The sequence below is a fragment of the Streptomyces sp. NPDC036813 genome (genome assembly GCF_055609245.1).
Window position 1 is genome coordinate 267,331 of the sequence record NZ_JBVJPV010000006.1, and the last position, 15,370, is coordinate 282,700.

General features: G+C 73.7%; 10 protein-coding genes. 1 reads left to right on the top strand and 9 read right to left on the bottom strand.

What is annotated here, in order from left to right; all coding sequences use genetic code 11:
• The first annotated feature begins 22 nt into the window (after positions 1 to 22).
• On the top strand, positions 23 to 2,347 hold the full coding sequence (gene secD / locus ACZ67Q_RS15650) for a protein translocase subunit SecD (protein ID WP_471181682.1): 2,325 nt from the start codon (positions 23 to 25) through the stop codon (positions 2,345 to 2,347).
• Here the strand turns inward: secD and ACZ67Q_RS15655 are convergent.
• The 9 genes from ACZ67Q_RS15655 to ACZ67Q_RS15695 form a co-directional block, all read right to left on the bottom strand.
• Positions 2,295 to 3,455 (bottom strand): enolase C-terminal domain-like protein, encoded by a 1,161-nt coding sequence (locus ACZ67Q_RS15655; protein ID WP_471181684.1) that lies wholly within the window; start codon positions 3,453 to 3,455, stop codon positions 2,295 to 2,297. The two genes, secD and ACZ67Q_RS15655, sit on opposite strands and share 53 nt — an antisense overlap.
• Positions 3,456 to 3,585: 130 nt before the next feature.
• On the bottom strand, positions 3,586 to 4,497 hold the full coding sequence (locus ACZ67Q_RS15660; protein WP_471181687.1) for an alpha/beta fold hydrolase: 912 nt from the start codon (positions 4,495 to 4,497) through the stop codon (positions 3,586 to 3,588).
• Positions 4,498 to 4,620: 123 nt separating this feature from the next.
• Positions 4,621 to 5,871, bottom strand: a complete 1,251-nt coding sequence (mshA, locus tag ACZ67Q_RS15665; RefSeq protein WP_471181952.1) for a D-inositol-3-phosphate glycosyltransferase — start codon at positions 5,869 to 5,871, stop codon at positions 4,621 to 4,623.
• Between the two features lie 56 nt (positions 5,872 to 5,927).
• Complete coding sequence (locus ACZ67Q_RS15670; protein ID WP_471181689.1) at positions 5,928 to 7,310, bottom strand: L-serine ammonia-lyase; 1,383 nt, start codon at positions 7,308 to 7,310, stop codon at positions 5,928 to 5,930.
• 115 nt (positions 7,311 to 7,425) lie between these two features.
• The gene (locus ACZ67Q_RS15675; RefSeq protein WP_471181692.1) at positions 7,426 to 8,604 is read right to left on the bottom strand and encodes an NAD(P)/FAD-dependent oxidoreductase; all 1,179 of its coding nucleotides are present in this window, start codon (positions 8,602 to 8,604) and stop codon (positions 7,426 to 7,428) included.
• A gap of 159 nt (positions 8,605 to 8,763) precedes the next feature.
• Positions 8,764 to 11,613: a SpoIIE family protein phosphatase gene (locus ACZ67Q_RS15680; protein WP_471181695.1), complete on the bottom strand. Its 2,850-nt coding sequence runs from the start codon at positions 11,611 to 11,613 to the stop codon at positions 8,764 to 8,766.
• Between the two features lie 118 nt (positions 11,614 to 11,731).
• Positions 11,732 to 12,865, bottom strand: coding sequence for an aromatic ring-hydroxylating oxygenase subunit alpha (locus tag ACZ67Q_RS15685; RefSeq protein WP_471181698.1), 1,134 nt, complete (start codon positions 12,863 to 12,865; stop codon positions 11,732 to 11,734).
• Between the two features lie 23 nt (positions 12,866 to 12,888).
• Complete coding sequence (gene solA / locus ACZ67Q_RS15690; RefSeq protein WP_471181701.1) at positions 12,889 to 14,037, bottom strand: N-methyl-L-tryptophan oxidase; 1,149 nt, start codon at positions 14,035 to 14,037, stop codon at positions 12,889 to 12,891.
• Positions 14,038 to 14,090: 53 nt separating this feature from the next.
• The gene (locus tag ACZ67Q_RS15695) at positions 14,091 to 15,221 is read right to left on the bottom strand and encodes an S-(hydroxymethyl)mycothiol dehydrogenase (RefSeq protein WP_471181704.1); all 1,131 of its coding nucleotides are present in this window, start codon (positions 15,219 to 15,221) and stop codon (positions 14,091 to 14,093) included.
• Between the last annotated feature and the right edge of the window lie 149 nt (positions 15,222 to 15,370).

The window sequence follows — 15,370 nt, forward strand, 5'->3', positions numbered from 1 at the left end:
GTGCCCTTGCCGGAGGCCCCCGTTGAACCGTTCGTCGCGCTTCAGAGCCCTGCTCGCCCTCGCCGTGCTCGCCCTGTCCATGTACATCGCCGCGACCGTGCCGGTCCGTCTCGGACTCGATCTGCGCGGCGGCACCCAGATCGTCCTCGAGACCCGCTCCACCGACACCGGCCCCGACGCCACCGACCGCACCCTGGAGGTGCTGCGCGGCCGGATCGACGCGCTCGGTGTCGCGGAACCCACCCTGGTGCGCTCCGGAGAGCGACGCATCATCGTCGAGCTGCCCGGTGTCCAGGACCCGAAGAAGGCCGCCGACGTCCTCGGCCGCACGGCGCAGCTCACCGTCCACCCGGTCCTCGGCCCGGCCGGCGACGCGGAGGGCTCCGCCCACCCGCTGCCGAAGCGGCCCCCCGAGCGGGTCCTGCCCGACGAGTCCGGCACACCGCTGCGTCTCGGGGCGCCGGCCCTCACCGGCGAGCACGTGGCGAAGGCCGCCGCAGGGTTCGACCAGCAGGGCGGCGCAGGATGGCAAGTGACCGTGGATTTCGAGGGCGCCGGCCGTGACGGCTGGGCCCGGCTGACCGGCGCGGCCGCCTGCCGCCAGGCGGGCGACCCGGCGCGGCGGATCGCCATCGTCCTCGACGACAAGGTCATCTCCTCCCCGCAGGTCGACCCGTCCGTCCCCTGCCCGGCCGGGATCCGCGACGGCGGCACCCGGATCACGGGATCCTTCAGCCCGGAGGAGGCCCGCGAGCTGGCGCTGCTCATCAGCGGCGGCGCACTGCCGGTCCCCGTGGAGACCGTCGAGCAGCGCACCGTCGGCCCGACCCTGGGCCGGGAGGCGATCACCGCGAGCGCCTGGGCCGCCGTCATCGGCACAGCGCTGACCGCGCTGTTCATCAGCGTCGTCTACCGGCTGATGGGCGTGCTCGCCGCCGTCGCCCTGGTCTGCTACGGCCTCGTCTCCTACGCCGCCCTGGCCGCCCTCGGCGCCACCCTGACCCTGCCGGGGCTGGCCGGATTCGTCCTGGCGATCGGCATGGCCGTCGACGCCAACGTGCTCGTCTTCGAACGGGCTCGTGAGGAGTACGCGGCACGCCGCCGCCCCAGTGCCCGCTCGGCGCTGGCGGCCGGGTTCCGCAACGCGCTCGGCGCGATCGCCGACTCCAACATCACCACGCTGATCGCGGCGGCCCTGCTGTTCTTCCTCGCCTCCGGGCCGGTGCGGGGCTTCGGCGTCACCCTCGGGATCGGTGTCCTCGCCTCCATGTTCAGCGCCCTGGTGATCACCCGCGTGCTCGCCGAGTCCGCCGCCGCACTGCCCCGGGTGCGCCGTAGTCCCCGCCTCACCGGCATCGCGACGACGGGCGCGGTCCGCGATCGCCTCGCCCGCCGCGATCCCCGGCTGATGCACCGCCCGCGCCGCTGGCTGGCCGCCTCCGCCGCCGTGCTCGCCCTCGCCGGCGCGGGCATCGCGGTGCGCGGGGTCGACCTCGGCGTGGAGTTCACCGGCGGCCGCCTCATCGAGTACGCCACCGCCGGCCCCGTCGAGGCCGAGCGGGCCCGTACCGCGCTCGCCGACGCCGGGTTCACCCGCGCCGTCGTGCAGTCGTCGGGCCCCACGGGGCTGACGGTGCGGACCACGTCGCTGACCGGGGCGGAGGAGGCCGAGGTCACCCGCGTCGTGCACGCACTGGCGGGCCGGGCGGACAAGGTCCGCGACGAGCTGATCGGCCCGAGCCTCGGCGCGGAGCTGCGCCGGGGCGCCCTGATCGCGCTCGCCGTGGCCCTCGGCGCGCAGCTTCTCTATCTCGCGGCGCGCTTCCGCTGGGTGTTCGGCGCGGCGGCGGTCCTCGCGCTCGCCCACGACGTGGTCGTGCTGGTCGGTGTCTTCGCCTGGCTCGGCAAGCCGGTCGACGGGGTGTTCCTCGCCGCCCTGCTCACCGTCGTCGGCTACTCCGTCAACGACTCCGTCGTCCTCTTCGACCGGATCAGGGACATCGCCCGCAAGGCTCCCGCGAGACCGCCGGCGGCGGTCACCGACCAGGCGATCGTGCAGACGCTGCCCCGCACCCTGAACACCGGGACGGGAGCGGCGTTCGTCCTCACCGCCCTGGCCGTGCTCGGCGGCCCCGCGCTCACCGACTTCGCGCTGGCTCTGCTCATCGGCCTGGCCGTGGGCACCTACTCCTCCATCTTCACCGCCGCCCCGGCCGCGATCCGGCTCCACGAACGCGGTACCCGTTCCCGTGGTCGCGGTCCCCGGGGGCGTTCGGACGGACGCGGCTTCGGGCTCACCGGCTCCGGGAGCCGTACACGCGGTAGCGCTCGGCGTCGGGCCACTTGACGTCCAGGCCGAGGCCGGAGCGGGAAGGGTCGGGGCGCAGGGCGCCGCCGTCGGGGGACAGCGTGCCGTCGAACAGCAGGCGTTCGACGCGGACGTGGTCGTGGAAGTACTCCAGGTGCCGCAGCCGGCGTACGGCGCAGAAGGCGTGCGCCGAGAGCGCCGGCGCGCAGTGGGCCGACAGGTCCAGGTGGTGGGCGGCCGCCAGGCCGGCCGTCTCGAGGATCCCGGTGATGCCGCCGCAGCGGGTGACGTCGGCCTGGAGGCAGTCCACGGCGGGCCCCTGGACGAGGTTGGTGAAGTCCTGGGTGGTGTACGCGTACTCGCCCGCCGCGATCTCCAGCCGTCCGGGGCCCTGCTCGCGCACCATGCGCAGGCCCTCCAGGTCGGCCGAGGATACGGGCTCCTCGAACCACCGCACGTCCCACTCCTCGTGGAACCGGCGGGCCCAGTACAGCGCCTCCTTGCGGCTGAGCGCCCCGTTGGCGTCGGTGAAGATCTCGGGGGTGTCACCCACCGCCTTGCGTACGGCGGTCAGCCGCTGCGGGTCGCGCTCCGGCTCCCGCGAGGTCTTGAGCTTGACCCGGGGGATGCCCTGGTCGGTCCACGCGCCGAGCTGCTCGGCGAGCCGGTCCAGAGGGTAGTTGGTGAAGCCGCCGCTGCCGTACACCGGGACCCGGTCGTGGAAGGCGGGCAGCACGTGCACGAGCGGCAGGCCCAGCAGTCGTGCCTTGAGGTCCCACAGGGCGACGTCCACGGCGGAGACGGCCATGGCGCCGACGCCGGGGCGGCCGGCGTTGCGGATCTGCTGCTGCATGCGGTGCCAGAGCGCCGGCGGCGAGGTGACCTCCTGCTCCTTCAGCAGAGGCAGGAGCTTGGACTCGGCGAACGTGGCGACCGACACGTCCCCGTAGGTGTAGCCGAGGCCGAACGTGCCGCCGGCGTGCACCCGGACCAGCACCATCGTGGTGGAGTCCCACTCCAGGGTGCCGTCCTGCTCCCGGCCGTCGGGGCCGTCGGTCGGCACCTCGAAGGCGTGTACGTCGACGGAGTCGACGCGGCATGCGTCGAGCCCTGCCGGTTCCACCCCTGTGTCCGTGCTGCCCACCACGTCGGACTCCCTCCACACGCCTGTGTCCTCAAGGGGTGACCCGCCGGGCGGCGGGTAAACAGCCGCTGCGCCGCATCGCGCCGGCCGGCCGTCGGTCACCGGCCAGGGGGCCGGCCCTCGGCAGGACCGCTCAAGCGGTGAGTCTCAGGCACTCCTCCGCGAACGCGAGAGCCCTGAGGTGGTACGTACGTGCGGCCCAGCCGAGGCTGACGTTGTGCCCGGCACCGGGCATCCGGTCCACGCGCACGTGGGGCGCGGCGGTCAGCCGGGCGACCATGTCGGCGACGTCCGCGTCGCCGTGCCGCCACCAGGCCTCGTGCTCGGCGAACGTCAGCCGGACGGGCACCCGGACGCGGGGCAGCACCTCGGCGGACAGCCGCTCCCAGTCACCGGCCGACGCAGCCTCGCGCGGCGGCATCGGGGCGACGACCGTCGCGGCGGCCTGGAAGGTGGCGGGCGGATACAGGCCGAGCGGCCCCCAGTTGAGCCGTCGCACGTTGCGGTCGTGCCGCACCTGGTCGTACGGCACGGCGAGTTTCGTGCCGCAGCCCGAGACGTCCAGCCCCAGCAGCCCGTCCGGAGCGTGCTCGGCGGCGAGCAGGAAGGCGACCTTGCCGGCGAAGGAGTGGGCGAGCACGAACACCCCGCCGCCCACGGGGTCGTCGCAGGCCAGCCGGCGTACCGCGGCAGCGATGTCGGACGCCTGCTCGACGAGCGTGCGTCCGCCGGGCAGTTCGGTGGCGGAGGCGCCGTAGCCGGGGCGGTCCAGGGCGACCACCCGGTGGCCGAGGTGGGCGCCGAGGGTCAGCAGGGACAGGTCGGGGTGCGCCTGACCGTCGAAGTATCCCGCGCTGGTGCCACCGCCGTGGAGGGCGACGACGAGTGCGCGCGGTGGCCGCTGCGGTGGCTCGCAGCACAGACCGGAGAGAGTGACGGGGCCGGCCTGCACCGTGATGCGGCGTACCCCCCGCGAGAGGGGAGCCGCCGGTGCCACGCCGACGGTGGTGCCGGAGGACGCGGTGGCCTGTGTGAGGTCTGCCATGGGGTCCGTCCTTGCTGTCGCGGATGCGGCGCCGCCCGACGGGGGTGTCCAGAATCGGTCGGGAGAGGTGCCCGTTCAAGCACCGCCGGCGCCGCGTCAGCGGGGAGAACCCGATGACCGGCGTCAGGCGCGGAGCCGGCGCTCCCGCAGCGCCTGTGTGTACACCCGCGCCGTCGCCGCCGCGGCGGTGTCCCAGCCGAAGGAGCGGGCGTGGCGCGCCGCGGCCGCGCCCATGCGTGGGGTCAGGGACGGGTCGTCGGCGAAGCGGCTCAGTGCGCGGGCGTAGTCCGCCGGGTCGTGACCCGGCACGAGGACGCCGCTCACGCCGTCGCGCACGGCCACCGGCAGGCCGCCGACGCGGGCGGCGATCACCGGCGTGCCGCAGGCCTGGGCTTCGAGGGCCACCAGGCCGAAGGACTCGCTGTGCGAGGGCATGACCAGGACGGACGCCGCCCGGTACCAGTCGGCGAGACGGTCCTGGCCGACCGGGGGCCGGAACAGGACGACGTCGGAGATGCCGAGCGAGGCCGCCAGTTTGTGCAGGCCCTCCGGCCGGGCCAGGCCGCTGCCGCTCGGCCCGCCCACGACCGGGACCACGAGCCGTTCGCGCAGCCGCGGCCGCTCCCGCAGGAGCCGGGCCACCGCGCGCAGCAGGACGTCCGGTGCCTTCAACGGCTGGATGCGGCCCGCGAACAGCGGGATCAGCGCGTCGTGCGGCAGCCCCAGGCGCGCCCGGGCCGCCGCCCGGCCTGCGGCCGCGTCGGGCTCGCCGGGCCGGAAGCGGTCGAGGTCGACGCCGGGGTGGACGACGGCGACCTGGCCGGTGTCGGCGTCGTAGTGGCGCAGCAGGTCGACCGCCTCCCGCTCGGTGTTCGCTATCAGCCGGTCGGCCGCCTGTACGACCTGGCTCTCGCCGGTCACCCGGATCGCGGGCTCGGGGATGTCGCCGTCGGCGAGGCCGGCGTTCTTGACCTTGGCCATGGTGTGCATGGAGTGCACGAGCGGCACGCCCCAGCGCCCGGCGGCGAGGCGGCCGACGTGACCGGAGAGCCAGTAGTGCGAGTGGATCAGGTCGTAGTGGCCGGGGCGGTGGCCGGCCCACGCCCGCGTCACCGCGTGGGCGAAGGCGCACAGCTGCGCCGGCAGGTCCTCCTTGGCCAGGCCCTCGTACGGTCCGGCGGTCACGTGCCGCACCAGCACACCCGGCGCGAGGGTGACGTCGGCCGGCAGGTCGGCGGAGGTGGCCCGGGTGAAGATCTCCACCTCGGTGCCGCGGGCGGCGAGGCGTCTGGCGAGTTCGACGATGTAGACGTTCATGCCGCCCGCGTCCCCGGTGCCGGGCTGGTGCAGCGGCGAGGTGTGCACACTGAGCATCGCGACGCGGCGGGGGCGGCGTCCGGGAGAACCTCTCACGCGCGTGCCTCGGTTCCTCAGCACTCGATGACGTTGACGGCGAGGCCGCCGCGGGCGGTCTCCTTGTACTTGACCTTCATGTCGGCGCCGGTCTCCTTCATCGTCTTGATGACCTTGTCGAGGGAGACGTGGTGCCGGCCGTCGCCGCGCAGGGCCATGCGGGCGGCGGTGACCGCCTTGACCGCGGCCATGCCGTTGCGTTCGATGCACGGGATCTGCACCAGGCCGCCGACCGGGTCGCAGGTCAGGCCCAGGTTGTGCTCCATGCCGATCTCGGCGGCGTTCTCCACCTGGGCGGGTGTGCCGCCCAGCACTTCGGCGAGACCGCCGGCGGCCATGGAGCAGGCGGAGCCGACCTCGCCCTGGCAGCCGACCTCGGCGCCGGAGATGGAGGCGTTCTCCTTGAAGAGCAGACCGATGGCGCCGGCCGCGAGCAGGAAGCGGACGATGCCGTCCTCGTCCGCGCCGGGCACGAAGGTCAGGTAGTAGTGCAGGACCGCGGGGATGATGCCGGCCGCGCCGTTGGTCGGGGCGGTGACGACGCGGCCGCCGGCGGCGTTCTCCTCGTTCACCGCCATCGCGTACAGGGTCACCCACTCCATCGCGCGGGCCGCCGGGTCGCCCTCGCTGCGCAGCGCCCGGGCCGCCGCCGCGGCCCGCCGGCGCACCTTCAGCCCGCCGGGGAGGATGCCCTCACGGGACAGGCCGCGGGCCACGCAGCCCTGCATCACCCGCCAGATCTCCAGCAGTCCGGTGCGGATCTCCGTCTCGGTGCGCCAGGCCTTCTCGTTCTCCAGCATCAGCGCGGAGATCGACAGCCCGGTGTCCCTGGTCAGTTCCAGCAGTTCGTCGCCGGTGTGGAAGGGGTGGGTGAGCCGGGTGGCGTCGGGTTTGATCCGGTCGGCGCCCACGGCGTCCTCGTCGACGACGAAGCCGCCGCCGACGGAGTAGTACGTCTTCTCCAGCAGCGGGACACCGTCGTCGTCGTACGCGAAGAGGGTCATGCCGTTGGCGTGGTACGGCAGGGAGCGGCGGCGGTGCAGGACCAGTTGGGTGGAGGCGTCGAAGCCGATCTCGTGGGCGGGGCCGATCTCCGCGCCGAGGAGGCGGATGCGCCCGGTGGTCCGGATGCGCTCGACGTCCAGGTCGGCCTGGAGCACGTCGACGGTGTGCGGTTCGTTGCCTTCGAGGCCGAGCAGGACGGCCTTGGGGGTGCCGTGGCCGTGGCCGGTGGCACCGAGGGAGCCGAACAACTCCGCGCGCACGGCGGCGGTCTGGGCGAGCAGGCCGTCGGTCTTCAGCCGGGTGGCGAACATCGCGGCGGCGCGCATCGGGCCGACGGTGTGCGAGCTGGACGGGCCGATGCCGATGGAGAACAGGTCGAAGACGCTGATTGCCACGCCATACTCCGGGGGGACGGGCGGGGCGTGCCACGGGGCACACCCCTGCGGGGAGGGTTGTCGCTTGCGGGCCCGCCCCGGGCGCACCCTGGTGGCGGGCCCGGGCGGCCCGGGCTCAGACGGCGGCGGGCGCGGCGGCGGGGACGAGGGTGCGGCGCAGGCGGTTGAACAGCTTGGTCTGGTTCAGGGAGAGCACCGCGACCGGGGTGTCCTCGTGCCGGTAGAGGGCGGTGAAGCAGCGGTTGTCGACGTCGCCGTCGACCACCTCGGGCACGGCGCCGGGCGCGACATGGCCGGCGAGCTGGATGCGCACCTGGTACTGGTCGGACCAGAAGTAGGGCGCGGTGCGCGGGGCAGGGGCCGACACGCCGGTCAGCAGGGTGCGGGCGGCGGTCGCCGCCTGCTCGGTGGCGTTGCTCCAGTGCTCGATGCGGGCGTACCGGCCGGTGAAGGGGTGCGGGCAGCGGGCCACGTCACCGACGGCGACCACGCCGGGGACGCTCGTGGCGCAGCCGGCGTCGCAGACCACACCGTCGTCGACCTGGACTCCGGAGCCGGCAAGCCAGTCGGTGGCGGGCCGCACGCCCACGCCGACCACGACGATGTCGGCGGGCAGCTCGCGCCCGTCGGTCAGCCGCACGCCGGTGACCCGGCCGTCGCCGGTGAGGCCCGCCACGCCGGTCCCGGTGAGCAGCCGGGCCCCGTGGTCGGTGTGCAGGGAGGAGCACACCCGGCCCATGACGCGGCCCAGTTGGCGTTCCAGCGGCACGTCGAGCGCCTCGACCACGGTGACGTCGAGGCCGAGCCCGCGCGCGGTGGAGGCCACCTCGGCACCGATGAAGCCGGCGCCGATCACCACGACGCGGGGCAGGCCGTCGAGGAGTTCGGCGCGCAGGGCCTGGGCGTCGTCCAGGGTCCGCAGGGTGTGGACGCCGGCCAGACCTTCGGTGCCGGGCAGGGTGCGCGGGCTCGCGCCGGTCGCGACGACGACGCCGTCGGTGGACAGCCGGCGCCCTGAGGCGAGGGTCACCGAGCGGTCCGCGGGGTCGAGGCGCACGGCGCGCTCGCCGAGCAGCCACCGCACGTCCAGGTCGTCGTACTCGGCCCCGTCGCCGAGCGCGAGCGCGTCCGCGTCGAGGGTGCCCTTGAGGAAGTCCTTGGACAACGGCGGCCGGTCGTAGGGGAGGTGGCGCTCCTCCCCCACGACGACGATCCCGCCGTCGTACCCCTCCGCACGCAGGGCGCGGACCGTGCTCAGTCCTGCCAGCGACGCTCCGACGACGGTGATGCTCATGGGGACCTCCGGGGTGCCGGACAGGCAGTCTGTTTCAAATAGCACAACGACGATCGTTATGCGCAACATGCTTTCGGCGCGCCCGTGGGTTGTCAAGAGAACGAGCGACATCGGTTCCGGATGGCGCATGAAGTTGCGTATGGCGAATCGCGCCCGGAGTCACAGTTCCGCGTCGTCCCACTGTTCCAGCAGGGCGTCGGCCAAGGCCCCGTCCGCCCCGGCCTCGGACGCGTCCACGGCCTGCTCGCTCCAGATGACCTTGCCGCGGGCGGTGTAGCGCACACCCCAGCGCCGGGCGAGCTGGGCGACGAGGAACAGCCCCCGTCCGCCCTCGTCGGTGACGGCCGCGCGCCGCAGGTGCGGGGAAGTGCTGCTGCCGTCGGCGACCTCGCAGATCAGGCTGTCCCGGTCGTACAGCAGCCGCAGCCGCACGGGCTGGGCGCCGTACCGGATGGCATTGGTGACGAGCTCGCTGAGGATCAGCTCGGTGGTGAAGGCGATCGCGTCCAGGCCCCACGCCTCCAGCCGCCGCATGCAGGCGGCGCGCAGGGGGCCGAGGGCGGCGGGGTCGTCCCGCACGTCCCAGTCGGCCACCCGGCCCGGATCCAGCAGCCGCGTGCGGGCCACAAGAAGGGCGATGTCGTCGCGGGGGCGGTCGGGCAGCAGGGCGTCGAGCACCGCCCGGCACGCCTGCTCCGGATCCTGGCCCGGGTGCGCCAGGGCGCCAGCGAGGAGTGCCAGGCCGGTGTCGAAGTCCCGGTCGCGGTCCTCGACGAGCCCGTCGGTGTACAGGGCGAGCATCGAGCCCTCGGCGAGGCGCAGTTCGACCGTCTCGACCGGCAGGCCGACGCCCAGGCCGAGCGGCGGCGAGACCGGGACGTCGGGGAAGGCGACGGTGCCGTCGGGGTGGACCAGGGCGGGCCCGGGGTGGCCGGCCCGGGCGACGCAGCACTGCCCGGAGACCGGGTCGTAGATCGCGAACAGGCAGGTGGCGCCGGTGATCCCGGCGACCTCGCCGTCGCCCTGCACCTCCGTGTGCTCGCTTGCGTCGATGTGGGCGACCAGCTCGTCCAGGTGGCTCAGCAGCTCGTCCGGGGACAGGTCGAGCGCGCAGAAGTTGTGCACCACCGTGCGCAACCGGCCCATGGTCGCGGCCGCGTGCAGCCCGTGCCCGACGACGTCGCCTACCACGAGGGCGACCCGGGCGCCGGGCAGCGCGATGACGTCGAACCAGTCGCCGCTCACCCCGCCGCCCTGCGCGGGCAGATAGCGGTGGGCCACCTCCAGGGCGGACTGCTCGGGCAACGAGCGCGGCAGCAGGCTGCGCTGCAGCGTGACCGCCATGGTGTGCTCGCGGGTGTACCGGCGGGCGTTGTCGAGGGCGACGGCCGCCCGGGCCGCCAGTTCCTCGGCGAAGGCGAGGTCCTCCTCCGTGAAGGCGCCCTTGTCCGAGCGCCAGAACTCGACCGTGCCCAGCGCCATGCCGCGGGCCCGCAACGGCGCGGTGATCAGCGAGTGGATACCGAAGTCCAGCACCTGCCGCGCCCGCTCCGCGTCCCGCGCCCGCCAGTCGTGCGCGGCCCGCAGATCGGCCTCCAGCACGGCGTGACCGCGTTCGAGGCCCCGCGCCTGCGGGGTGTCCGGCGCGAGGGCGACCCCGGTCTGCGGTGGGTCCAGCGGATGACCCTCCCGTACGCCGCGTACGGCGGTGCGGTGCAGGACCGTGCTGCCGGCGTCCGGTTCCTCGCCGCGGCGCACCGCGTCGAGCAGCTCCACGGTGGCGAAGTCGGCGAACCGGGGCACCGCGACCTCGGCCAGCTCCTCGGACGTCCGCACCACGTCGAGGGTGGTGCCGATCCGCAGACCCGCGTCGTACAGCAGTTGGAGGCGTTCACGCGCCCGCCGGGCCCGGCCGGCGAGGGCGCGCAGTTCGGTGGTGTCCCGCAGCGTCGCCACGCTCCCGGCCGGGCCTCCGTGCGGTGCGGTGGGCCGCACGTTGACCGCCAGCAGCCGCTCGCCCTCCAACAGCACCTCGTCGGTGGCCGCCTCGCCCGATGCGAGCAGCGCCGCGGTGCGCGGTGCGAGCCCGATCTCGCCGACCGGCCGGCCGTCCGCGTCGGCGGGCAGGTCCAGCAGCCGGCGGGCCTCGTCGTTGGCGAGCAGCAGCCGGCCCTCGCCGCTGACGACGAGGACGCCCTCGCGCACCGAGTGCAGCACCGCGTCGTGATGCTCGTACATCCGGGTCATCTCGGCCGGCTCCAGCCCGTGCGTCTGGCGTCGCACTCGACGGCTCACCAGCACCGATCCCGCCGTGACCAGGGCGAGCCCGGCGGCGGCCGAGCCGAACAGCAGCGGCAGCTGGTCCGTCACCTTGCGCTCGACGCTCCGGACGGTGATGCCGACGGACACCAGCCCGACGACCTTTCCGTCGGTGTCCGTGACGGGAACCATCGTGTCCACGGCGCGGCCCACGCCGGGCGTGTCGTACGTGGCCTGGTGGATGTGACCGGCGAGCGCGTCGGCGTAGGAGCCCACGACGTGCTTGCCGATCAGCCGGGGGTCGGGGTGGGTCCAGCGGATGCCGGCCGGGCTGAAGGCGATGATGTAGTTGACCCGGGCCAGCCTGCGGGCCTCCTCCGCGCGCGGCTGGAGCAGGGCGCTGGGGTCGGGCGACTTCATGGCCTGCAGGGTGCCGGGGGCGTGCGCGAAGGTCTCGGCTCCGACGAGCGAGCGTTCCCTGGCCTCCTGGAGACTGGCACCGCGGGCCTGCAGCACCAGGGCCGCCACGGCGGCTACGACGAGCAGCAGGACGACCGCCACCTGCAGGACGAGGACCTGGCCCGCGACGCTGTGGACGTTCAGCACGGACGGCAGGCGGGCGGGCGGGCGCGGCGAGCCGTCGCGGCCGTCCTCGGAGCGGTCCTGACTCCGTGAGGCGTCACGCCCGTCGTCGGACCGTTGCTGCCGCGCTGGGCCCGGCGGACGGGACTCGTCCCGTTGCATGCCCATGCCTCCAGTATGGGTGGCCGCCCCCGGCGCGGATCCACGCCGCACGGCCGAACGTGGCCCGTCCACCTGCCGGAGGGGCCGGACGGCAGATGGACGGGCGGTACGGGGGCGGCGGGGGTCAGCCGACGGGGTGGACGCCGAGCCTGTCCTGGAGCCAGGTGTGGAACGCGCCGATGTGGTGCTCGCTCGGCACCAGGACCCCTCCCTTGGCGTAGGCCCGCGAACTCATCCCCGGCTGGGTGCGCTCACAGGCGTCGAAGTCCTGCTGGTTCACCCGGTGGAACAGCTCCACCGAGCGGTCCACGTCCTTGCCGCTCTCCACGACGTGCGGCAGGTACAGCCAGTCGCACTCGACGACCGTGCGGTCGTGCGCCAGCGGGTACATCCGGTGGAAGATCACGTGGTCGGGCACCAGGTTGATGAACACCTGGGGCTTGACCGTGATCGCGTAGTAGCGGCGGTCCTGCTCGTCCGCGACCCCGGGGATACGGTCCAGGCCCTCGCCGCCGTCGACCGTGAAGCCCCGGACCTCGTCTCCGAACTCGGCGCCGTGGCCGACGTAGTACTGGGCGGCGTAGCCGTCGGCGAACTCCGGCAGGACCTCGGTCAGTTCGGGGTGGATGGTGGCGCAGTGGTAGCACTCCATGAAGTTCTCGATGATGAGCTTCCAGTTGGCCTTCACGTCGTACGTGATCCGCCGGCCGACCTGCAGGTCATCGATCCCGTAGTTCTCGATCGACTCGGTGTCGCCGAGCCGCTCGACCACCGCGCCGACGACGTCCTGCTCGAAGGACGGCGGCGTGTCGGCGAGGCACACCCACACATAGCCGAGCCACTCGCGCACATGGACGTTGATCAGGCCGTACGCGGTGCGGTCGATGTCCGGCATCGACGTCAGGTTGGGCGCGGCGACCAGCTTGCCGTCCAGGCCGTAGGTCCAGGCGTGGTACGGGCACTGGAAGGCGCGCTTGACCTCGCCGGACTCCTCGGTGCACAGCTTGGCGCCGCGGTGCCGGCAGACGTTCAGGAACGCCTTGACGGAACCGTCCCGGGAGCGGGAGACGAGGACGCTCTCACGGCCCACCTGGACGGTGCGGAACTGGCCGGGCTTCGCCAGCTCGGAGGCGCGGGCCACGCAGAACCACATGGTCTCGAAGACGCGTTCCTGCTCCAGGGCGAAGACCTCTGGATCGGTGTAGTACTCCCCCGGCAGGGTGGCGATCAGGCTGGACGGAAGGCTGGTGGTCGTCATGGTGGTCACCTCGGAAGTGGGCGTCAGACCCGCACACGGCGCGGGTCGAAGAGGGCGATGGGGTGTTCGGTGGTGCCGGTGGTGGCCAGGTCCGCGATGATCTCGCCGATCACGGGGACGAACTTGAAGCCGTGCCCGGAGAAGCCGCAGGCCACGGTGACCTGCGGGTGGTCCGGATGCTGGGCGAGGACGAAGTGCTCGTCCGGGGTGGTGCTGTACATGCAGGCCGCGCCCTTGAGGAAGCGGCCGGGCAGGGAGGGGATGCGCGGGCGCAGGTACGCGGCCATCGCCGCGATCTCCTCCGGGTGGATCTCCCGGTCCAGGGTGTCGGGGTCGGCGGCACTGCCCTTGCGGAAGAAGGCGACCTTGGCGCCGCCGCCGGGGCCGTCCAGCGCGGGGAAGCCGTAGATCTGGGTGCCGTCGGGGTCCTCCCAGATGTAGACCGGGTGCCGGTCGGCGGTGAACGGGCCGGTGCCCGACTCGGGCTCGAACCAGTACATGACCTGACGCTCCACCGTCACCGGCACGCCCAGGCCGGACAGCAGCCTGGGCGCCCAGGCGCCGGGCGCGAACACCAGCCGGTCGGCGGTGTAGGCGCCGCGGTCGGTGACCACCCACGCCTTGCGGCCGGGACCCTCGGCCTCCCAGCCGAGGACGAGTTCGGCGAAGTGCAGGTCGGCGCCGTGGGCCTCGGCGAGTTCCAGGTGGGCGGTGACGGTGGCCTCCGGCCGGGCCACGCCGGCCCCGCGCTCGAAGAAGGCGACGTCCTCGGCGGCCGGGGTGAACGTCGGGAAGCGGCGCCGGATGTCGGCGGCGCCGAGGACCTCGTGGTCCAGGCCCCACTCGTGCGCACTGCGCAGGGTGCCGGCGAAGGCCGCGCTGTCCTCCCGGCCGATCATCAGGCCGCCGGTCTCGGTGAAGACCTCCCGGCCGGAGTCGACGGCCAGCTTGTCCCACAGGTCACGGGCCCGCAGCAGCAGCGGCACATAGGCCGGGTCCTCGAAGTAGGCCTGCCGGTAGATGCGGGAGCCGCCGTGGCTGGAGCCGAGGTTGTGGGCCGGCCCGAAGCGTTCCAGGCCGAGCACCCGCTGCCCGCGGGCGGCGAGGTGGTAGGCGGCCGCGCTGCCCATCCCGCCCAGCCCGACGACGATCACATCGTAGGAAGTGGCCATCTGTCCCTCTCCTCAAGTCGTGCCGATGGTGGGGGCTTCGCTCGTGCCCCTCCTCAGGGCCTGACGCTCCGCCCGGATGCGCCGGGACCGCGCCCTCGGAGGACGACCACCGAGCGCAGGACGTCTCCGCGGCGCAGGCCGGCGAACGCGGCTTCCACGTCGTCCAGGGCGACCTTCTCGGTGACGAAGTCCCGCAGGTCGAAGCGTCCCTGCAGATGGAGGTCGACCAGGGCGGGGAAGTCCCGGGAGGGCAGGCAGTCGCCGTACCAGCTCGACTTCAGCGCGCCGCCCCGGCCGAAGACGTCCAGCAGGGGCAGCTCGACGGCCGCCCCCGGGGCCGGGACACCGACCAGCACGACGGTGCCGGCGAGGTCGCGGGCGTAGAAGGCCTGCCGGTACGTCTCGGGGCAGCCGACCGCGTCCACGACGACGTCGGCCCCGAAGCCGCCGGTGAGGCCGCGGACCGCCTCGACGGCGTCGGTCCTGGAGGAGTCGACGGTGTCGGTGGCGCCGAACCGCTCGGCCCACTTCAGCTTCCGCTCGTCCACGTCGACGGCGATGACGCGGCGTGCGCCGGCGGCCCTGGCACCCGCGATGGCCGCCATGCCGACACCACCGCAGCCGATCACGGCGACCGAGTCGCCGCGGCCGACGCCGCCGGTGTGGACGACGGCCCCGAAACCGGCCATCACCCCGCAGCCGAGCAGCCCGGCTACGGCCGGGGAGACGGCCGGGTCGACCTTGGTGCACTGGCCGGCCGCGACGAGCGTCTTCTCGGCGAACGCGCCGATGCCGAGCGCCGGGGAGAGCTCCCGGCCGGTCTCGGCGAGGGTCATCTTCTGCGTGGCGTTGTGCGTGTCGAAGCAGTACCAGGGCCGCCCCCGCCGGCAGGAGCGGCACTGTCCGCACACCGCGCGCCAGTTGAGGATCACGAAGTCGCCGGGCGCGACGTCGGTGACGCCCTCCCCGACGGACTCGACCACACCGGCCGCCTCGTGCCCGAGCAGGAAGGGGAAGTCGTCACCGATCCCGCCCTCCCGATAGTGCAGGTCGGTGTGGCAGACACCGCAGGCCTCGACCTGGACCAGGACCTCCCCGGGGCCGGGGTCCGGCACCAGCACGGTCTCCACCGAGACCGGTGCGCCCTTGTGCAGGGCGACGGCGGCGCGTACCTCGTGTGTCACTTGCCGATCTCCTCGCTGGCACCCTTGTTGCGTAGTATGAAAAGCGCTTCGCTATGAGAAACAGTCACACTGTCATCCCTGCGGAGGAGCAGTGTCAAGAGATGCGCGGCGCCGAGTTCGGGGCCGTTCAAAGCGGACGGCCGGCCACC